14 protein-coding genes are annotated in these 20,993 nt (G+C 72.7%); 3 read left to right on the top strand and 11 right to left on the bottom strand.

Annotation, left to right across the window (positions count from 1 at the left end; all coding sequences use genetic code 11):
* Positions 1-17: 17 nt before the first annotated feature.
* The 6 genes from WMF14_RS05930 to WMF14_RS05905 form a co-directional block, all read right to left on the bottom strand.
* On the bottom strand, positions 18-1,337 hold the full coding sequence (locus WMF14_RS05930; RefSeq protein ID WP_437799209.1) for a glycosyltransferase: 1,320 nt from the start codon (positions 1,335-1,337) through the stop codon (positions 18-20).
* 37 nt (positions 1,338-1,374) lie between these two features.
* On the bottom strand, positions 1,375-2,553 hold the full coding sequence (locus WMF14_RS05925; RefSeq protein ID WP_437532904.1) for a glycosyltransferase family 4 protein: 1,179 nt from the start codon (positions 2,551-2,553) through the stop codon (positions 1,375-1,377).
* Positions 2,550-5,165, bottom strand: a complete 2,616-nt coding sequence (locus WMF14_RS05920) for an efflux RND transporter permease subunit (RefSeq protein ID WP_437799208.1) — start codon at positions 5,163-5,165, stop codon at positions 2,550-2,552. The genes WMF14_RS05925 and WMF14_RS05920 overlap by 4 nt, the downstream gene beginning before the upstream one ends.
* Positions 5,166-5,255: 90 nt before the next feature.
* Positions 5,256-6,845 carry a glycosyltransferase gene (locus tag WMF14_RS05915; RefSeq protein ID WP_437799207.1) on the bottom strand — a complete coding sequence of 530 codons (1,590 nt, stop codon included), beginning with the start codon at positions 6,843-6,845 and terminating at the stop codon, positions 5,256-5,258.
* Positions 6,846-7,101: 256 nt separating this feature from the next.
* Positions 7,102-8,100, bottom strand: a complete 999-nt coding sequence (locus WMF14_RS05910; protein WP_437799206.1) for a glycosyltransferase family protein — start codon at positions 8,098-8,100, stop codon at positions 7,102-7,104.
* Positions 8,101-8,106: 6 nt separating this feature from the next.
* Positions 8,107-8,253, bottom strand: a complete 147-nt coding sequence (locus tag WMF14_RS05905; protein WP_272100519.1) for a hypothetical protein — start codon at positions 8,251-8,253, stop codon at positions 8,107-8,109.
* 392 nt (positions 8,254-8,645) lie between these two features.
* Here WMF14_RS05905 and WMF14_RS05900 point away from each other — a divergent pair, with 392 nt between their 5' ends.
* The gene (locus WMF14_RS05900) at positions 8,646-10,154 is read left to right on the top strand and encodes a serine/threonine-protein kinase (protein WP_437799205.1); all 1,509 of its coding nucleotides are present in this window, start codon (positions 8,646-8,648) and stop codon (positions 10,152-10,154) included.
* Positions 10,155-10,198: 44 nt separating this feature from the next.
* Here the strand turns inward: WMF14_RS05900 and WMF14_RS05895 are convergent, their stop codons facing one another.
* The 3 genes from WMF14_RS05895 to WMF14_RS05885 all read right to left on the bottom strand — a co-directional run bounded on the left by WMF14_RS05895 (position 10,199) and on the right by WMF14_RS05885 (position 14,731).
* Positions 10,199-11,359 (bottom strand): glycosyltransferase family 4 protein, encoded by a 1,161-nt coding sequence (locus WMF14_RS05895; RefSeq protein WP_437799204.1) that lies wholly within the window; start codon positions 11,357-11,359, stop codon positions 10,199-10,201.
* A 443-nt stretch (positions 11,360-11,802) separates the two neighbouring features.
* Complete coding sequence (locus WMF14_RS05890; RefSeq protein ID WP_437799203.1) at positions 11,803-13,776, bottom strand: nucleotide-binding protein; 1,974 nt, start codon at positions 13,774-13,776, stop codon at positions 11,803-11,805.
* A gap of 28 nt (positions 13,777-13,804) precedes the next feature.
* Positions 13,805-14,731 carry a hypothetical protein gene (locus WMF14_RS05885; protein WP_437799202.1) on the bottom strand — a complete coding sequence of 309 codons (927 nt, stop codon included), beginning with the start codon at positions 14,729-14,731 and terminating at the stop codon, positions 13,805-13,807.
* Positions 14,732-15,016: 285 nt separating this feature from the next.
* Between WMF14_RS05885 and WMF14_RS05880 the strand changes: the two genes are divergently transcribed.
* Together WMF14_RS05880 and WMF14_RS05875 are read left to right on the top strand one after the other, a co-directional pair.
* Complete coding sequence (locus WMF14_RS05880) at positions 15,017-16,747, top strand: DUF1592 domain-containing protein (protein WP_437799201.1); 1,731 nt, start codon at positions 15,017-15,019, stop codon at positions 16,745-16,747.
* Positions 16,747-18,126, top strand: a complete 1,380-nt coding sequence (locus WMF14_RS05875; RefSeq protein WP_437799200.1) for a DUF1552 domain-containing protein — start codon at positions 16,747-16,749, stop codon at positions 18,124-18,126. Before WMF14_RS05880 ends, WMF14_RS05875 begins: the two co-directional genes overlap by 1 nt.
* Positions 18,127-18,258: 132 nt before the next feature.
* On the opposite strand, the gene WMF14_RS05870 is transcribed toward WMF14_RS05875, so the two are convergent.
* Positions 18,259-19,275 carry a PEGA domain-containing protein gene (locus tag WMF14_RS05870; protein WP_437799199.1) on the bottom strand — a complete coding sequence of 339 codons (1,017 nt, stop codon included), beginning with the start codon at positions 19,273-19,275 and terminating at the stop codon, positions 18,259-18,261.
* A gap of 113 nt (positions 19,276-19,388) precedes the next feature.
* Positions 19,389-20,840: a protein kinase domain-containing protein gene (locus tag WMF14_RS05865; protein WP_437799198.1), complete on the bottom strand. Its 1,452-nt coding sequence runs from the start codon at positions 20,838-20,840 to the stop codon at positions 19,389-19,391.
* Positions 20,841-20,993 lie beyond the last annotated feature (153 nt).

Here is a 20,993-nt window from a genome sequence, read left to right as displayed (position 1 = left end):
CCGCCGGCCTACCGCTTTCAAGGGGGCTGGCGGGCGGGATGGGCGGAGGGCGAGTCGGCGATGACGCGGTCCAGGATCGCGGCGATGCTGGCCGCGGCCGCCTCGGACGACAGCTCGGCGGGCGGAGGCGCCGGGACCGGAAGCGCGCCCGTCTCCCGGAAGCGCGCGAGGTGGCGCGCGAGCGCGGCGGCGATGCCGTCGGCGTCGTCCGGCGCGACGCGCGCGTTGTCGCTCCGGTACGAGAGGAGCTCTTCGACCTCGCGGTTCGCGGTCACGCTGACGACGGGCATCCCCGACGCGGCGTAGTCGTAGGTCTTGGCCGAGACGCGAAGCACGACATGGGGGCTGAGCATCGCGAGCAGGACGTGCGCCCGCCTGAGCTCGCCGAGCACGTCGCGCTGCGGGACCGGGGGGAGCGCCTCGATGTACGGCGTGAGCCCCATGCGCTCGAAGCAGGCGCGATCGTGATCGGATATCCGGCCGATCTGCCGGAGAACGACGTCGTCGGGCGCGAGCCGCTCGCGATCGATGAACCGCCGCAGCGCGGCGCCTATCTGGTCGGCAGAGGCCTCCTCGCGGATCGTGCCGAGGTGGAGCACGACGAAGCGGCGGGGCGGCTCGGGCGCGGGCGCGGGCGCGTACAGCGCGAGATCGAAGTGGTTGCGCACGAACGAGGACTTCGACGTGAGCTCGGGGAAGCGCGCGCGGTAGGCCTCGAGCGCGGCCCGCGTGTTGAAGATCACGTGGTCGGCGCCCTCGAGCCAGCGGCGCTCCAGGCGCGGGACGATGGCGCGCCGGGCCCGCTCGGCCAGGCCCGACGGCGGCCCGTTCCCCGTCTCGTGCAGCGAGTACGGGTCGCGCATGTCGAGGACGAGCGGCACGCCGAGCGCCCGCTTCACGTGGAGGCCGACCGGGCAGGCCGAGTACGGGCCGGCGCTCACCACGACGGCCCGCGCGCCGGTGCGGCGGGCCAGGGCCACCGCCGCGCGCGCCCCGCGCGGGGCGTGCGCGATCCAGCGGTCGGTGATCGCCTGGAACGGGCGGAGCCCGACGAGCGGCCCCGCGCGCCCCGCGGGGAGCGGCGCCCGCGCGCGGAGGGCGCGCAGCGCGGCGCCCACGGCGAGGACGGCCGGATCGAGGTACTCGTCGAAGACCTCGACCTCGGGCGGCAGCGCGGCGAGCAGCCCGTCGTCGCGCGGATCCTCGGGGAAGGTCCCCGACAGGACGGCGGGGCGGAAGCCGTGGCGCGGCAGGTGCCGCGCGAGCTTCACCCAGCGGAAGGCGCCGACGCTCGTCTGGGGAGCGAAGGCGGGGGAGATCAGCAGGAAGGGGTGCACGATCGATCCTCTCGCGGGCAAGCTGGCGTCCACGACGTCAGCCCTCGCTGCGCACCCCGCGCTCGAGCAGGTCCGCGTAGAGCGCGAACAGCGCGTCGAAGTGCTCGTCGCTCGTGGGCAGCCGCTCCCCCGCGGCCCGCGCCGCCGCGACGCGCTCCTCCCGCGGGCGCGCGAGCACCCGCTCGATGGCGGCGGCCACCTCGCCGGGCGAGGCGCGCGGCGCGTACACCTCGGCGGCGCCGGGCTGCACGAAATCCAGCGCGGCGCCGGCGGCCGGGACGACGAGCGGCAGGCCCGAGCACAGCGCCTCGCCTAGCACGAAGCCGAACGTCTCCGCGGCGCCCCCGTGGACGAAGACGTCGGCGCTGGCGTGCAGCGCCGCGTAGGTGGCGCGGTCCTTGGCGAAGCCGAGGAAGGTCACCTGCGGCAGGGCGGCCGCGCGGCGCTCGAGCCGCGCCCGCTCGGGCCCGTCGCCCAGCACCGCGAGCGCGACCGGGCGCCGCGCGGCGAGCTCTCGCACCGCGTCGATCACGAGCGCGACCCGCTTCTCGACGGCGAGCCGGCACGCGACGAGCAGCAGCGCGGCCGACGGCTCGTCCGCGAACCGGCCGAGCAGGCTGCGGCGCAGCGCCGCGTCCGCGCGGGAGGGGCCGAAGTCGCCGCGCTTCACGCCGAAGGTGACGCGGTGGACGCGCTCGCAGCCGTGGCTGCGGAGCTGCTCCGCGATGAACGTCCCGGGGGCGATCGTCGCGTCGAACCGCCGCGACAGCGCGCGCGGCCAGGCGAACAGCGCGCCCTCGAGCGCCCGGGCGACCGCGCGCGGGCGCACCCGGTCGAGCAGCGGCGCCGCGTAGGTGCTGATCTGATCCGAGTGGTACACGAATGTGCGGAGCGGGACCTCGCGGGCGCTCGCCGCGACGAGCGCGGCCGTGTACGGCGCGCTCGCCTGGACCACGTCCGGCGCCTCGCGGCGGATGATCGCCCGCGCCGCGCCGAGCCGGAGGAGCGCGTGGTAGGTCGGGTCGTACGGCATCGGCGGGCCCGCCACCCGCACGATGCGGCCCCGCTCGAGCGGCACGACCTCGTCGCGCGGCCCGGGCGCCACGACGACGATCTCGTGGCCGCGCCGGCTCCCCTGGCGCACGAGCTCCTCCAGGTACGACCGCACGCCGCCCCCGCGGGACGAAAAGAACTCCGCGACGTCGAGGATCTTCACGAGTGGTTGCTCCCGCGCAGGAGGAGGCCGCCCTTCCACGAGCGCCGCATCCGCGCAGAGCGGTTCATGACGTGGAGCAGCGCCGGGAGGAACAGGAGCGCGCACGCCACGCACGCGATCTCGCCGCTGACCGCGACCCAGCCGAACGAGTTCAGCGCCTGGTTGTCGGCGAAGATGAGCGACCCGTAGCCCAGCACGGTCGTGTAGCTGCAGAGGGCCACGGGGCCGGACGAGCGCTTGAGCGCGAGCGACACGTCGCCGCCGAGCAGCCGCGCGCGATCGAAGACGTTGAACGGGTACTCGCAGCCGATGCCGAACGTGATCGGGAGCGCGATGAAGTTCAGGAAGTTGATCTTGACGTCGTGTATCGCCATCGCGGTGGCCGTCCCGAGCACGCCGAGCACGAGGGCCAGGAGCACCGCGAGCGCGCCCGCGATGCTGCCCGTCGCGAGCACCACGACGGCCGTGACCGCGAGGAGCGAGGCCGCCGTCGCCAGCGGGCCGTCGCGTTCCATCGACCGGATCATCTCGGCGAAGACCGTCGGCCTGCTCGCCGTGACGACGTGGGTCCCGTCAGGGAGGACCACGTTGCCGGTCGTGTCGGCCATCCGCAGGAGGTTCCTGCCGTTCGAGAACGAGACGTTGTTCTTGTACTTCACGTAGAACACCGTCCCCACGACGCCGTTGTTCTCCTCGAACCTGCGGCGGATGAGGTCGGGCAGGTCCTTGGGGCCGATGACGCGCAGCGACTCCGGCGGCTTCATGGCGAGGACGCGCTCGCGCTCCTCGGGGCGCAGCGCCTTCAGCACCCGCGGGGTCAGCCGGCCCCGGATGCGCTCCAGGATCTCGATCTTCCGCTGCTGCTCCTCGGCCGTGCCGGGGAGGGCGTCGGCGATCGTCGCGACGTCGGCCACGAGCTGGCCCTGCGGATCCTTCGCGTCGTTCGCCAGGATCTGCGCCTTGATGGCCGGCACCTGCTCGGGGGTGTCCGCGAGCATCATCGCGCCGGCGACGTTCATCTTCCCGCCGAAGACCTCGGACGCCTTGAGCGACCAGCTCCCCGCGCCCTTCTCCCGCGAGCTCTTCGAGCCGAGGCGCGCGAAGTTGTACTCCCAGGGGTCCCGGATGTACGCGGGGAGCTTCCACGCCGCGAGCGCGACGATGACCGGCGCGACCGCGAGGAACGCGAACGGCCACCGCGACGTCACGCGCGAGAGCGCCCGCGCGCCGGGCCCGGAGGTGCCCTCGTCCGAGACGCGCGGCGCCGGATCGCGCATCCAGCGCGGGAGCCTCGCCTGGATGCGCTCGATCGCGACGAGCGTCGCGGGCACGAGCGGCACGATGGACGCCCACACCATGAACATCCCGACGAAGCCGATCGTGCCGAACTGGCTGAAGCCGCGGAAGTGCGTGATCGTGAGCGATCCGTAGGCGATGGCCGCCACGCTGGCCCCGACGAGCTCGGCGCGGAACGCGTTGATGACCGCCTCGCGCCGCGCCTCGTCCGCGGGCATGCCGCGCGCGCGGAAATCGCGGTACCTCGACAGGAGCACGATCGGGTAATTGACCCCGTTGCCGACGATGATCGCCCCGAGGAAGGCGCCGACCGTGTTGACGTAGCCGTAGGTCAGGGTCGCGAACGCGTACCCCGCGCTGGCGCCGAGGGCCGTGGGGAGCATGATCACCACGAGCGACCAGGGCGAGCGGTAGTAGATCATCACCCCGCCGACGATCAGCACGAGCGCGATGACGGTGGCCCACACCGCCTCGCTCACGAGCGACTTCTGCTCGGCGATGGCGTTCGGGATGTCGCCCGCGTACCCGACCTGCATGGCCGGGTGGAACGCCGCAGGATCGAGGCGCGAGACGAGCGCGGTCACCTGGTCGAGGAGCTCCGCCGCGCGGCGATCGCCCATCCCGGCGCTGCGCGAGACGATGCGGAGCGCGACCATGCGCCCGTCGGGCGTGGCGAAGTAGCCGCTCGGGAACTCGTCGATCTTCTTCAGGCGCCGCTGGAGCTCCTGCCACGTCTCGTCGAGCGACAGCCCCTTCTTCGCTGGCGCCGGCGCCGCCGCCGCGCCCGCCTCACTCCCAGATGCCCCGCCAGCCTCCAGATCCTCGATGAGGCCGCTCCGCAGCGCGAGCTCCAGCTCGATCGCCTCGTCCGCCGCCTCGAGCTCGCGGACGCTCGCGTAGAGCCACTTGTTCGCGTCGAAGAAGCTGCGGACCTCCTTCGTGCCGGACTCCACGTAGCGGATGAGCCCCGGCGGCCCGCACGCCGCCCGGCAGGCGTCGTCGCCGCACGCCGCGGCGCAGGCCGCGCGCTTCCGGAGCGGCTCGTTCAGCTGCTCCGCGAGCGCGTCGATGAACCGCTCGTTCGCGCCGCGATCCGGCGACTCGGCGATGACGATGAGCTGCGCTCCGCCGTCCACGCGCCGGGCCTGACGCTCGTAGGCCTGGAACGCCGGGCTGTCGCGCGGCAAGAGCTCCCGGAGCTCCGTGCGCAGCTCGAGCCGCGACGCGTACCCCCATAGCCCTGCCATGGAGAGGAGGGCGAGCGCGATGACGAGCCAGGGACGGCGCCCGCTGAAATCGACGAGCGCACCGATCATCCTGAGGAGCATTCGAAGGACACCTCGAAACCGGGAACACCTCGAAGCGGCCGCGTGCGGGCCGGCTTCGGGCCGGTCTTACCACGCGCGCTAGGCGCAGAAGGACGGCTGGATGCCCTTGGGCCGCGGCGCCGCCGCGGGGCGCAGGTGGCCGAACGCGAAGAGGCCGCCGGTGAAGCCCATCCAGGTGCGGAAGTGCCGGAAAGTCTCCAGCCACTGGAGCGCCTTCGGCCCGTCGACGAGCGGGCGCAGGTTGGATTGCCGCGCGTGCTCGCGCGCGTTCGCGAACGCGTTCGCGAGCATCCGCTGCACGACGAGGGGCGAGGACCGCTCGCGCGCCCGCTGCGCGGCCGCGCTCCCGAGCCGCGCGGCGGCGAGCGGGTCGCGCGCGAGCGCGATCACGGCCTTGCCGAACGCGGCGTTCGCGCTCTCCTCGGCGATCGGCCCGCGGCCCGGGTCGATCAGCAGGCCGTTGTGGCCGCTCTGGATCTGCGAGCTCACGCCCATGCCGTCGGCGAACGCGACCGTCGGGGAGCCGCACCACAGCGCCTCGCTGAGCACGTTTCCGAACGTCTCGCTCAGCGAGGAGTGCAGGAAGAGGTTCGCGTGCCGGTAGTAGTCCGAGATCTGGCTGTACGGCACCTCGCCCGTGAAGATGACCCGGCGCGCGACGCCCAGCTCGCGCGCGAGCGCCGCGTACGCCGCGCTGTCCGGCCCGTCGCCGACGAGCGTGAGCGTCGCCTGCGGCTCGTGCGGGGCGATGTGCTCGGCGAAGATGCGGATCAGCCGGTGCTGCGACTTCTCCCGGGTGTGGCGGCCCGCGCAGACGAGGCGCGGGCCGCGCGTGTCGAGCCCGCGCTCCTCGAGCAGCTGCACGTACGGGTCGGGGCCGAGCGGGCGCTCGAACACGTCCTCGGGGACCATCCGCGGGATGACGTGGATCGGCACCGTCACGCCCCGTTCGCGCCAGTAATCGCGCAGGCCCTCGCTCAGCACGACGAGGCCGTCTCCCTGGTTGTACAGGTCCACGAACAGCCGCTCCATCGGCGCGCGGAGCGTCTTGTGGAGCACCGTGTGGACCGCGCCGATCCGGGAGACCCGCTCCGGCAGGAGCACGTCGTACGCAGCCGCGAGGTGCGTCGTGTTCACGCAGAGCAGCGGGACGCCACGCATCTTGCGCAGCCAGATGCCGAACTCGATGAGCAGCGTCGTGGTCTGCGCAAAGCAGATGTCAAAATCCCACCGCATCGGATCGAGCACCGAGGATCCCACGGGGATCGGCAGGTGCACCCCCGGGTAGGTGCGCAGCGGCAGGCTCGGCAAGGCGACGGTCCCGGGAGGGACCTCATCGGCCGAGGCATCCGGATCCCGAGGTCCGATCAGTGTTGCCTGGTGACCACAGGTGTTGAGCGCGCGATACAGGGCGCGCGTCTGGAAGACCGCGCCGTTCGCGTAAGGAATGCGCGTGAAATCGCTGAGGATGGCGACCTTGAGCGGCCGCCCGTTGGCGCCGGAGAGGGCAGCGAAGGGATTCTCTGGAATGGCCGCTTGTGCCCTGACGGAGGCGTGCCCTCCCCGCGCGGGTCCCGTCGACGGCGTGTGGCGCGCCGGCGCGATCGCCTCGTGCGGCGCGCGATCGCTCCGGTGGTCGCTGAGCGGCAGAATTGCATCCATCGTCATCTTCGTTGCTCCTGGAGAAGCGGCGCGAACCGTGGTCGATGGCCGACCGAGGCGCGCAGCGTGACGGGCGGTAGGGCGTTCGTGTCGCGCCTGCGACAGCTGTGTCGCGCTGCGGCCGCGAGCGCGGCCTGTTGCTCGGCACAGCAGCCGTTCCTCGTCGGCCGATCGGCCTGTCGGCGGTGGGCGTAATTAGCAAACCCTATGCCGCTTGTGTTGACTTCGGCCATGGCGCGAGGTGCGAACGTCGCGATGCACCTCATCGCGAGGCGCCCGCGCACGCCTCGTCCAGCAAAGCGAGCACGGCGGAAGGCGCGCTCGGCAGCGCGCGCTCCAGGTCGACGCGAGCGAAGTCGGCGGCGCGGCAGCGATCGAAGAAGCGCCCCACGACGGCCGGCGAGAGCGCCGCGAGCGAGCTCGCGACGGCGACGCCGGCCCGCTCGGCGAGCAGCGCGTTGAGCGTCTGCTCGTTGTGGCGGTCGTCGTAGAGCGCGAGCACGGGCTTGCCGGCGAGCACGCACTCGGCGAGGACGTTGCTGCCGGCGGTGGTCACGACCGCCGACGCGCCCTCGAGGTGAGCGAGGAACGCGCCCGGATCGAAGGGGCGCGCCTCGACGCCGGGCACGTCGAGGCCCGCGTCGCCGAACGCGACCACGCGCCGGCCGTCGCGCGCGACGAGCTCGAGCACCCGGCGCGCGTCGCACTCGCTGAAGTAGCAGACGACGGCCCCGGGCTCGCCGGCGCGCGCGGGGGCGAGCCGGCGCTCGGGCCGCGCGACGAGGGTGCCCGGCGTCTCCGGCTCGATCGGCAGGAAGTGGACGGCGACCGCGCGGCGCGCCCGGCTGGAGGCCCAGGTCGTGCGCCGGCACGCGAGCACCCGCAGCCTCGGCAGCCCCTCGGGCAGGCGGCAGCGCGAGAAGACGAGATCGTGGCCGAGCGCGACGGCGGGGATGCCGAGCGCGCGCGCGGCGAGCAGCGACGGGACGTCGCCGTCGCTCACGATGGCGTCGGGCCGGAAGCCCGCCTGCTCGACGATCTCCTTCGCCAGGCGGCGCGGGAGCTCGATCACGCCCGCGAGCCCGCGGTGGATCGGCCGCACGAGGCGGTGCTCCGGGAGCGCGCCGAGCAGGTCCGCCGCCTGGCCGCCGCCGTAGATCCGGAGCTCGTGGCCGCGCTCGCGGAGGGCTCCCAGGATCGGGAGTGCGCGGCTCGCGTGCCCGCGCCCGCGCCCGTGGACGTAGTAGCCGATCTTGGCCACGGGTCGTCAGCGCACCGGCGCGCCGCGGCCGCGCGCGCGCGAGAGGACAGGTCCCGGGATCGCGCGCGGGCCCGTTGCCGCCCGCACGGGGGCCGCGCCGGCGAGCACGCCATTGCGGACAGCGATGATCACGAGCGCGCGTCTCTGCTCCATCCCATTTCCCCGCGGATCGCCGCCGAGATCGCCGCGATTGCGGGGGTCTCGGAGCGAGCGCGGAGCGCGTCTACAACGGACGCCCCGCCGGCGGAACCCCGGAGGCGCGCTCGCCGCGCCCGGACGGCGCTCGCGTGGTGCGTACGACGTGGGCAACGCGTACGACGTGTGCGATGCGCGCGATGCGCGCCACACGTACGTTGCGTGCGACACGTGCGTTGCGTCATTTCTCACTCCTCCAGGCAGGCGACGCGCGCTTTGACTCCGCGCCAGCGCAGGGCTCCAATGGCCTGCGATACGGCCTACGCCGCACCATGACCGCCTCGAGCAGCTTCCATTCGACGGGATCCCAGGGACCTCGAGGCGCCAGCTCGGCGGACGAGCGCCGCGCGATGGCGCGGGGCCTCCCCACGGCGCTCGTGACCTGGCCCACGTTCGCGGCGCTCGACGTCTTCGTGGTGCTCGCGGTGTTTCCGAGCGCCTCGGTCGCCCGGCTGCTGCTCTACCGGCTGCTCGGCGAGGTCATCCTGCTCTGGCTGTACCTCCTCGCCCGGCGCGAGCAGACCTCGGCAGAGCTCCTCGACGCGGCGCACGTCTTCGCGGTCTGGAGCACGGGGGGGCTCATCTCCGTGATGGCGCTGGAGTTCGGGGATCTGACCTGGAACTACATGCACGGGCTGTCGATCGTGATGCTCGTCGACGCGACGATCCTGCCGACGCACTTCTCGCGGTCGCTCCGGATGACGATCCCGGTGGCGCTCAGCTTCCCCATCATCATGGGCGCGGGGGCGTCCCTCGACCCGGCGCTCGCGGCGCAGTGGACGTCGCCTCGGTCGCTCGTGATCTTCGCCTGCAACTACATCTTCGTGCTCGCCACCGCGATCCTGGTGTCGGCGGCGAGCCACGGCCTCTGGTCGGCGCGCCAGCAGGTCTACGAGGCCCGCAAGCTCGGCCGCTACCGGCTCGTGGCGCCGGTCGGTCGGGGCGGGCAGAACGAGGTGTGGCTCGCCTGGGACGAGTCGCTCCGCCGCGACGTGGCGCTGAAGCTGCTCCGCAGCGAGAGCAAGTCCGAGGGCGACGTGCGCAGCTTCGAGCGCGAGGCGCGCGCGACGAGCCGGCTCACGTCGCCGCACACGATCCGGATCTTCGATTTCGGCGCGAGCAGCGACGGCATCTTCTACATCGCGATGGAGCACCTGGCCGGCGCCGACCTGGCCACCTTGGTGCGCGATCACGGCCCGATGCCGCCCTCCCGGGTCGTCCACTTCGCGCGGCAGGCCTGCCTCTCGCTCGCGGAGGCGCACGACGCGGGCGTCATCCACCGCGACATCAAGCCCCACAACCTCTACATCACGCGCGTGGGCGACGATCAGGACGTGCTCAAGGTGCTCGACTTCGGGATCGCGAAGCAGGTGAGCCTGGAGGGAGACGCGAGCATGACGGACGTCGGCGTCATCAAGGGAACGCCGACGTACATGTCCCCGGAGATGATCTCGGCCGGCGCCGTGGACGCCCGGAGCGACATCTACTCGCTCGGGGTCACGCTCTATTACCTGCTGACGGGCGTGGCCCCCTTCGACGGCCGGACCTTCGGCAAGCTCGTCTACTCGCACCTGACGATGCCGCCGATCCCGCCGTCGCTGCGCGCGCCCTGGCCGCTGTCGTCGGAGCTGGAAGACGTGGTGATGCGGTGCCTCGCCAAGCGACCAGGCGACCGTTACCAGAGCGCGCGCGAGCTGCTCGCGGCGCTCGACGCATGCGAGCCGACGCCGTCGTGGACGCCGGACGACGCAAGGAGCTTCTGGACGGCGCGCGCCGCGATGCCGCGCGCCGAGCCGCCGCCCCCGGATCCCGGCCCCACCGTGCGCCTGCGGCCAGAAAAGGCCGTACCCGTGGCCTGAGGCGGGGCCGGGGCGAGCGGCCAGCGCAGGGCCTGCGCGGCCCTTCAGGCCTGGCTCACCCCGAGCTGCGCGCCGTCGGGGAACCGCCGCGAGGGGGGCGGCGCCCATCGCACGGACGCAGGGGGTTGCGCGTCCGCCTGGAGCGCGGGGCGTTTGTCGATCACGGGCACGCGCAGCGGCGCAGCCGCGAGCGCCGGCGAGCGCCGCTCGCTCCGCGCCAGGACGAGCGTGTCGTGGAGAGCTCGAGCGCTCTCGTCCCACCCCTTGCACCCGGAGAGCGCCGAGATCCGCTCGGGATCGTAGGGCGCGTGCGCCGCGCGCGCCATGGCGCCGGCCAGGGCGGGGAGATCGCCGGGCGAGACGAGCTCGCCGAGCTCGGGGCGGCTGATCACGTCGGGGATGCCCCCGACCCGCGTCGCGACCACCCGGCGGCCCGACGCGAGCGACTCGATCACGACGTTGGGCGTGCCCTCGTGATGGCTCGGCAGGACCAGCGCATCGCAAGCGGCGACCCAGCGCGCCACCTCGTCGTGCGGCAGGCGACCGGTCATCAGGACGCGCCCGCCGAGCCGCTCCGCCGCGGACCTGCAGGCCTGCTCGTCCGCGCCGCTCCCGACCAGCGCGAGGTCGATGTCGGGGTGCGCGGCGGCGATGCGCTCGAACGCGGCGATCGCGTCGAGCGCGCCCTTGTCCCGGAGAAGGTGGCCGACGTAGAGCAGCAGCCGGCGCTCCGCGGGGCGGCCCAGGGCGGCGCGGGCCTCGCGCCGGTCGCGGGGGTGGAACATGCCGCGATCGACGCCGTTCATGACGACATCGATGCGGTCGCGCGGGACGCCGAGCGCGTGGACCCCCTCGGCCAGCTGCTTGCTCACGGCGACGACGCGGGTCGCGCGCTGGAGACCCCACTCGAGCGAAGGCCTGACCGCCGGTTGCCCCGAGAGCACGTCGACGTCCGAGCCGTGCACCTTGACGACCGCCGGGACGCCGAGCAGCTCCGCGAGGCACACCGCGGCGAATCCGTCCGGATAGGCGAACGAGCCGACGATGACGTCCGGCGCCGGGCGGTGGCGCGCCAGCTCGAAGAGCATGGACGCCGCATAGAGCGGGCCATTGAGGTAGGGCGCCACCTTGGGCACGTAGAGGAATCGCGGGTGGCGTACCGGCAATCCCTCGATCACGTCCTCGCGAGGCGCGTCCGCGGACATCGACCACCGAGAAAACCTGGAAGCCAAGGGAAACCAGGGGATCGTCGCAAAGATGTCGATGTCACAATACCTCGAGAGCGCGGAAAACTGCCGCCGGTTGAACGGCGCCTGTACCGGGTTTGTCGCGTTCGGAAAGATCTTGGTGATAAGCAGGACGCGCATACCTCTGCTCCTTCGGACTGGCCCGCTCGGCTCGACGGAAATCCTCCGATCAGGGGAGCATCTCGCCGCGCGGTCGAGCGATGTCGAGCAGAGAACATGCCACTCCGAGAAAGCTGGAAACGGGGCGAGAAATGGGAGTAACGCGCCCAGGCGAGCAATGAGAGAACAGCCACGCTGCCCCAGCGAGGCAAATTGCCACGGGCTGTAGGTGACCTCGGCAGAAAAGGTGGGCAAATGGCGCCCAGCGCCGCCGAGCGCGACATTTGCAACGAGAACGGTATTTATAAAGAGAGCTTCGCGACGAACGCGTCGCCCTGGCCTGCGCTCGAGAGCAATCCTTGACCGAAGTTGATGGCGCCGTAGAAACGGCCGGCGATCAGCACGCTCGCGCCTGAGCCTGCCGCCACGTCGAGGCCGACCTGCGTCTGGACGTCGCCGAACAGCTTGCTGAACACGTGGCCGCCGGAGGCGCCGAGCTTGACAAGATAGACATCGGTCTTTCCTCGGCTCGTCAGCGGCCCTCCGCCGAAGTCCGCCGAGCCGAACAGCGGCCCCGCGAGCAGGAGATTGCCGGCGGAGTCCACCGCGACGCTCGCGCGCGCCCCGGTCTCGAAATCGGTGAGCAGCTGGTCCTCGGCGTCGCCGAAGCGCCGGCTCATGAGGTGCGCTCCGGCGCCGGAGAACCTGGCGACGAACAGATCCCGCCCGCCGGCGCTCACCAGCGGATCGCCGCCGAGGTCGATGGTCGACGCGAACGTGCCCGTGAGCGCCACGTCGCCGGTCGCCTGGTGGACCGCGACGTCGTGCGCCTCGTCGGCCTCGGCGCCGCCGAACCGGGCGCTCCAGACGTGGTCGCCGGAAGGACGGAGCTTGGCGAGGAAGATGTCGGAGAGGCCGGCGCTCTCGAGCGGCGCGCCGCCGAGATCGATGGATCCCTCGAAATAACCCGCGACGAGCAGGTTGCCGTCGGCGTCGGCCGCGATCCCATGGGCGTAGTCGTCGCCTTCGCCGCCGGCGCGCACGGCGAGGAGCGTCCGGCCATCCTCCGAGGCGAGGCGCAGCACGAAGGCGTCGCGCTGGCCCGCGCTCGTGAGCTCGCCGGCGCCGAAGTCGACGGTGCCGTTGTAGCCGCCCGCCACGAGGACGTTGCCCGCCGCGTCGACGGCGATGCGGTCGCAGCGCTCCGCGCCGGATCCGCCGAAGATCTTGCTCCAGATGTGCTCGCCGTCGCCGCCCAGCTTGACGACGAAGACATCGTCGCTCCCGTGCGACGCGAGCTCCCCGCCGCCGAGATCGACGCGGCCGAAGGCGCGGCCCGCCACGATCACGCTGCCCGCCGCGTCGACCGCGAGCGCCATCGCGAACTGGTTGCCCTCGCCCGGGAACACCTTGCTCCAGAGGTGCGTGCCGAACCCGTCGAACTTCGCCACGAAGGCGTCCGTGCCGATGGCGGTGAGCGGGCCGCCGCCGAAATCGACGGTCCCCTCCAGCTGGCCGGCCACGATCACGTTGCCGTCCGCGTCGAACGCGACGGATCGGGCGTACTGGCCGCTCGCGTCGCCGAAGCCGCGGCTCCACACGTCCTCGCAGGCGGGCGTCGCGCCGTCGCAGTCCTCGTCCTCGGGCGTGTCGCACGCGTCGAACGCGGGCACGACCTCCCCCATGCACGGGCCCCACGACGTGCCCTCGGCGTTGCAGACGCGCGTGCCGGCCGCGCAGCGCCCGACGCCGCTCGTCCCCTCCGGGCCCGTGTAACACGCCTCCTGCGCGCCGGGCGCGCATACGCACCCGGGGCAGCCGCAGTCGAGGCCGCTGCACGAGGCCGGCGTGAGCTCCGCGATCCAGGCGGCGACACACGCGATCTCCTCGGACGAGTACGGGGCCCCGCCGAGCGGCATACGCGCGCCGCACGAGGGCGCGTCGGTGAGCCGCACGTAGAGCGCGCTCTCCTCCGGCCGGTCCGGGTCGGCGAGCACGCCGGCGCAGCTCGTGGCCTGGCGGCCGGCGACGCGATCGCCGACGCCGAGCGTGACGAGGTCGAGGCCAGCCGCGGGCTCGCCCGGTCCGTGGCAGTTCGCGCCGCCGCACCGCTCGGCGAACACCGCGGGCACGTCGGCGCACGCGGGCTGCGGGCCGCCGTCCCGCCGGCCGAACCGCTCCTGGTCGTCGATCGTCCCCGGACACCCCGCGAGCAGCGACAAGGCCGGCGCGACGAGCGCCGCCGCCGTGAAGCGCCCACGGCGACGGTCAGACACGGCGCGCGCCGCGCGCGCCGAGCGCACCTCACTCCCCATAATAAGCCACCCCCAGGTGAACGCTGAAGAGCTGATCGAGCGCACCGCCCGCGATGTACGTGTCCTCTGGCTCGGAGTCGAAGTCGTAGAAGAACCGCGCGTACGACGCGCCGGCGCGCGCCTCGAGCCCCGGCGCGAGCGGGGCGGCGACCGCGATCCGGAAATCGACGCCTCCGGCGCTCGGCGCGCGAAAATGAGACGCGAGGGCCCCCATCGAGAGGGGCGCCTGAACCCCTCCCCCGGCCTCCAGCGCGACCGGGCCGACTGGCAATCGCCCGTCCACGCCGACGCGCAAGGCGAGGTACGACACCGACGCGGCGTCGCGCGACGCGTCGCCCGTCGACTCGATATCGAAGTCGGTCCAGCGGAGTCCGCCGCCCGCGAACAGGACCGGCCCGTCCTGCCCGGCGAGGCGGTAACGGCCCCGGAGGCCGGCGTGGAGCCGGCTCCACGAGGTCGACACGCTCGCTCCCCCGGCGCCCTCCGAGTCGAGGCCGAGCGCGCGAGCGTACGAGAGCTCGACACCGAGGTCGCGGAGCACCGGGACGGCGCTTCGCGCGAACGGGTACAGCTCGCCCCGGAGGGACGGCATGGGCACGCCCAGCACCTCGTAGGTGCGGAGGTTGTCGGAGAGCAGATCGCTATAGGACAGCGTACGACCTGCGATCTCGAGATCGACACCCGCGCTGAAGAGCGCGGTCCCCGCGGCGGGCGGCCGGACGCCCTCATCGCGCGGAGGGCGATCGGCGCTGGACGCCGCGCCGGGATCGGCGAGCGCGGAGCCTGGCGCCGACAACGCCAGGAGCGCCGACAGCGTCGAGAGCGCCGCGCCGAGCAGCGCGGCCGCAGAAGAGCGGCGCGCGCGGCGCCGCGACCCCCGAGGAGAGACAGGACAGGCGAGCGTTCGCCTTTGCATTGGGCGCGAGCATAGTCGCTCCGCACACCGCAGGTCGAGCCGCCTTCGAAGGCCGGAGTCCGCGGCAACGCCGTAAGACACGCGCGCACGGGATGATCACATCGGCCCCGTGCTCCCACTTGATTCGGCCGCTCCGAGCGCGGCTCCTATCCGGGAGCGACGGTTTGCCATACGCTGCCTCGAGGATGGCGAGTTGGCGCGCCGCGCACACGGCCGCGCCGCGCACGCTGCACGGAGGGGAGCGCACCGTCCCGTGCTCGCGCTCGCGCTCGTCGAAGAGGCACCATGGCTGAACCAAGAGCTCTCCGCTGGCCCATCGGCCTGCTCCTCCTCGCCTCCTGCACAGGGCAGTTCGGCGATCTCCCCGCGAACGACGAGGGCGGCGAGGCGACGACCCCGCTCTGCGCCTCGATCGAGCCAGGCGAGTCGCCGCTCCGCCGCATGACACGGGTGGAGTACGACAATACGATACTTGATCTCCTCGGCGACGACAGCCGCCCTGCGAGGGCCTTCGTGCCCGAGGAGGAGTCGCTCGGCTTCAACAACCAGGCGGCGGCGCTCGTGGTGAGCCCGCTGCTCGCGGAGCAGTACATGACCGCCGCCGAGGGCATCGCGACGCGCGCGGCGGGCAAGCTGATCGGCGAGGCGCCCGCGTGCCGTGAGGCCGCGGCGGGCGCCGCGTGCCGCGGCGAGATCGCGGCGCTCATCGCGTCGCTCGGCAAGCGGGCGTTCCGCCGGCCCCTCGCCGAGGACGAGATCGCCGAGCTCGCGGCGCTCTTCGACCGCGGGCTCGGCCTCGGGGACACGCCCGACGACGCGTCGACCGGCCTCTCGCTCGTCGTCCAGGCGATGCTCCAGTCGCCGCACTTCCTCTACCGCGTCGAGCTCGGCATGCCGGATCCGGTGGAGAGCGACGTCGTGCCGCTGACCTCGTACGAGATCGCCTCGCGGCTCTCGTACCTGCTCTGGGGCACGATGCCCGACGACGCGCTCTTCGCGGCCGCCGAGAAGGGGACGCTCGGCACCGCCGCGGAGATCGAGGCGCAGGCGCGGCGCATGCTGGGCGATCCGCGGGCGCGCGAGGCCGTGAAGAACTTCCACCGCCAGTGGCTCGGGCTCTCGAAGATCGACGAGATCGCCGCGGGCGGGAGGGACCCGGAGCTCTACCCCGAGTACCGGGACGAGCTCCTGCCGCTGTTCCAGGCCGAGACCGAGGCGTTCCTGGATCACGCGATCTTCGAGGAGGACGCGAGCGTGAGCACGCTGTTCACGGCGTCGTATTCTATGATGAACCGGGAGCTCGCCGAGCTCTACGGCATCAAGGGAGGCCCGAAGGGCGAGGCGTTCGAGCGGGTGGAGCTCGATCCGTCGCAGCGGGCCGGCTTCCTGACGCACGCCGGGCTGCTCTCGCTCTACGCGAAGCCGAACCGGTCCTCGCCGGTCCACCGCGGCCGGTTCGTGCGCCAGAGCCTGCTCTGCCAGATCCCGCCGCCGCCGCCGGACGTGGTCCCGGAGCCGCCGATGGTCGACCGGACGAAGACGACGCGCGAGCAGTTCTCGCAGCACGTGTCCGACCCGGGCTGCAGGAGCTGCCACACGCTGCTCGACCCGATCGGGTTCGGCTTCGAGCACTACGACGCGCTCGGCCGCTGGCGGGACGCCGAGAACGGCATCCCTGTCGACGCCAGCGGCGAGCTCACGCAGACCGACACCGACGGGCCGTTCGACGGCGCGGTCGAGCTCGCGCACCGGCTCGCGGAGAGCGAGCAGGTGCGCGCGTGCGTCGTGAAGCAGTGGTTCCGCTTCGGCTACGGCCGCGCCGAGCAGCGCGAGGACGCGTGCAGCCTCTCGCAGGCGACGGAGGCGTTCGAGGCGTCCCGCTACAACATCAGGGCGCTTCTCGTGGCGCTCACCCAGACCGACGCGTTCCGCTACCGGCGCGAGATCGATGTGGGAGGCGACGTGGGAGACGACGCAAGGGGCGCCTCGGAGAGCGCCCCGGAAGGAGAGCCGTGATGAAGCCGTTCCGACTCAGCCGCCGCGCCGTGCTCAGGGGCCTCGGCGGCGCGGCGCTCACGCTGCCGTTCCTCGAGGCGATGGGCTGCTCGAAGCGGCTCGCGCCGGCGTCGGAGCAGACGGGGCGAGCCGCGTTCGGGGTCGAGTTCCCGAAGCGGTTCATCGTGCTCTACACGCCGAACGGCACCGTCCCGCCGGACTTCTGGCCGTCGTCCTCGACGTTCCAGAACGGCGAGGAGCTGTCGCCCATCCTCGCGCCGCTCAAGGATCACAACAGGGATCTGCTGGTGCTCGGCAACGTGAGCGCGCTGTCGGCGCTGACGGGGCCGGGCGACGCGCACCAGAAGGGCACGGGGCAGTGCCTGACGGCGCGCGCGATGCAGGAGGGCGACTTCCCGGGCGACGCCGGGCTGTCGTGCGGCTGGGCCGACGGCATCTCGGTCGACCAGGAGATCGCGAACCACATCGGCACGAAGACCAAGTTCCTCTCGCTCGAGCTCGGCGTGCTCGTCTACGGGGCGACCGTGGGCGCGCGCCTCGCGTACCGCGGGCCGGCGCAGCCGCTGCCGCCGGAGAACAGCCCGTACGCCGCGTTCGACAGGCTCTTCTCCGACCTGTCGGTCGCGCCCGCGGACGCGATGCGGAAGACCGAGCAGCGCAGGGCGGTGCTCGGCAAGGTGGCCTCGGACTACGACCGGCTGCGCAAGCGGCTGGGCGCCGCGGATCGGCTGAAGCTCGACGGGCACCTCGCGTCGGTGGAGGACATCGCGTCGCGCCTCGATCGCGGCTCGGCGCCGGCCTCCCCGGCGTGCGTCGCGCCGACGCTGACGCCGGATCTCGACGTCGACAAGGTCGCCAGCATGCCGGAGCTCTGCCGGCTCCAGCTGGATCTCATCGCGATGTCCCTCGCCTGCGATCTGACGCGGGTCGCGAGCCTGCACTTCACGAACTCCGCGACGACCAAGGTGCTGAGCTTCCTCGGGCCGGACATCACCGAGGGCCACCACCCGATGGCGCACAACGGCTACGCCGATCAGGTGAACCGCGGGCGGCTCACCAGGATCAGCCGCTTCTACGCCGAGCAGCTCGCGTACCTGATCGCCAAACTGAAGAGCATGCCGGAGGGCGACGGCACGGTCTTCGACAACACGGTGATCTTCTGGACCAACGAGCACGCGGACGGCAATCACCTGCGCAAGAACATCCCTTATGTCGTCGCCGGGAGCGCGGGAGGCCACTTCAAGACGGGCCGATACGTCGTCCAGAAGAAGGAGGTCGCGCACAACGATCTGCTCCTGTCGCTGCTCCATGCGATGGGCGTCGAGGCCGACACGTTCGGCGACCCGGACTACTGCACAGGACCGCTTGTGGGGGTGTGACGAGCCGAGGGGCACGACGGCTATGCCGACCCGGCGAACCGACACCGGCGCACGAAGCTCAGCCGCTCCTGCGCCGAACACGAGCTCCGCCCCGCCGCCTCCAGCCCAGCGCCACGGACCACGACAGGCCCCCTACCAGCGGCCTCCGAACCCGGTAGGACGGGGCGCTCCCATGGATTGCTCGGCCGTCCCCACCTGCGCGGCATCGGGATCGTGCGCGAGGAGGAGGCCGGCCGACAGGACCGCCGCGACGACCGCCCCGGCGCCGGCGATCCATACCCACGGCGGCGTCCCGCCGTGCTTCTCGGCCGGCACCAGGCCGACGCTGACGCTGCTCAGCGCCTCGTCCCGAATCAGGATCCGGGCCTGGTAGGGCACCTTCCCCGGCGCCGTCACCCTCACCACGTGGCGGCCGCTCGGCACGATGCCCTCCCACTGCCCTTCGCCCAGGAACTCGCCGTCGAGCGCAAGGCGATCGCCCGGAGAGGCAAGGATGGAGAGCCTGCCGCCGTTCATCGGCCGCGCCAGCCGGACGTCGAGCGCCAGCTGGGCGCCAGGGGCCACGCTCTCCACGCGGAGATGCTCCTTGAACCCCGGCTTGAAGACACGGATTCGCCTCGTGCCGGCGTCGACGATCACCTTGCCCGGGAGCGGCGTCTTCCCGATCGGCTGGCCGTCGATCGTCACCTCCGCGTCCCGCTCGCTCACGGCGATGTCCAGGTGACCGACGAGGGCGCGAGCGTTCCGCTCGACCTCGGCGATCGTCGCCCAGTCTTCCGGAAGCAGGACGCCGCGGTCCTCCTGCTTCAACCTCTCCACGAGCGCGAGGAGCTGGCTGTACCGGTGCATCTTCGACGTGCAGGCGATCATGTTCCAGAGGAGGCGCGCGTCCTTCGAGCTCTCGTACGCGCTCTGGAACTCGAGGAAGGCGTTGGCGAAGTCGCCGTTGCGGAAGAGCGCCTTGCCGGACTCGTAATCGGCCCTGGCCTCACCGCTCAGCCGCTCGGCGACGGGGGCAGCAGGGGCCACGCTCGGCGCGGGGGCGGTCGGCGCGGGCGCGGTCGGCACGGGGGCGGTCGGCGCAGGAGCCTCCGCCGGCGCGGGCTGGGGTGGCTGCGCGGCCGCGCCGCCGGCCGTGGTCAACACCACGATGGCGACTGCTGGCGCGAGCCCCGTCGCCGGGCGGCGCGAACGCACCGGCGCCTCGCCTGCATCCGGCTGGAATGCGATATACCGCCGGTCGGAGGCCGGAGATTCCTGTCTCATTGGATAGGTAGTTCCAAGGGATTCGTCCCTCCGGGCGCCGACGGCGCCTTCGGCGTTGCCGACGCGCTCGTCGCCGGGGGCGCGCGCCGGCCCTGAAGCGCCGACCCGGAGGGCGCCGCATCGGTGGCCGGCGCGACGACCGGGGAGACAGACGGCTGCTGCGGCGGCAAAGCATCACGGACCGCCGGCGGCTCCGGCGCGATCAGCGGGTCCGCGCCCCGCGCCCCGGTGTCCTGCCTCGCGCGCCCCGACACCGGTTCGTCCCGAGAGGCCGCCGCGGTCTGCAGCGCCGTCGCCTCCGGCGCTCTGCCGGGCAACGCCACCGCGCCCCAGAGGGCGAGCGCGAGCACGGCGATCACGACCGCCCCGAGCGCCACCCCGAGGACCCTGCGCGACCCAGGCTGCGCGGGCGTTCGCGTGAGCCCGCGCGTGGTGGGCAGGAGGCTCGCCATCGTGCCGGACAGAGCGCTCGGAGGGCCGCTGGCCGGCACGGCCCGCGGCGCCGGCACGGAACCGGTCGTCGGCGGCACCGATTGCGTCCCTGCCCCGAGGATCCGCGCGGCGCGCTCCGCGCGCTCTTGCCCGCCCACCGGCGCGAAGGGGACCAGCGCGCGCGCCAGCTCGGCCACGGTCTGCGGCCGCCGGGCCGGATCCTTCTGGAGGCAGTGGAGGATCGCGGCCTCGAGCGCCGGCGGGATGTCGCTCCTGAGCGCGGTGGGCGGGATGGGCTCGGCGCTCGCGACCTGGAGCACGAGCTCGGCGAGCGCCGGGGCATCGAACGGCGGCTGCCCCACCAGGAGGCGGTAGAGGAGCGCGCCGAGCGCCCACACGTCGGAGCGGGCGTCGACCGAGCGCGACGACCGCATCTGCTCCGGGGACATGTAGATGGGCGAGCCGAGCATCTCCCGCGTCTGCGTCAACGACGCGCCGACGCCCTCGGTGCTGCCCGGCACCTCCTTCGAGACCCCGAAGTCGAGGACCTTGATGAGCGTCGCCCCGCCGGGCGTCGTCGTGAGGAAGAGGTTCGCCGGCTTGAGATCGCGGTGCACGATGCCCGCGGCGTGCGCCTCGGCCATCGCCAGGCAGGCCTGCATGACGTAGTCGACAGCGTCCACGACGCTGAGCGTGCCGCGGGCGCGGAGCACATCGGAGAGATCTTGGCCCTCCAGATACTCCATCACGATGTACGGGATGCCCGAGCCGAGCTCGCCGACGTCGAACACCCGCACGATGTGCTCGCCCTTGAGGCGAACCACCGCGCGCGCCTCGCGGAGAAACCGCTGCACGAGCGCCGCGCTCTCCGTGCTGAGAAGGAGCTTGATCGCGACACGCTGCGGAAGGAACAGGTGGCTGGCGGCGACCACAATGCCCATGCCGCCTCGGCCCACGACGCGATCGACCCGGTACTTGCCGGCGATCACGTCTCCTTCGACGACAGGTGGCTTCATGAGAGCTCCGCGCTTCACGCCCGGCCACGGGGCGCGCTGCCATCCGAGCCTGCTGTGGTCGATGGTAGCACAGGTGCCCCCCGGCCGGTCCATCGACGGAGGCTTGCCCTCGTCTGCGATCGCCGGCCAGAGGGCGATACGATACCACGATGA

Origin of the sequence: Sorangium sp. So ce693, assembly GCF_051521375.1 — a bacterium.
Lineage (GTDB): Bacteria > Myxococcota_A > Polyangia > Polyangiales > Polyangiaceae > Sorangium > Sorangium atrum.
The sequence above is the reverse complement of the archived record's forward strand: the minus strand, read 5'-3'. Positions and strand labels throughout refer to the sequence as shown.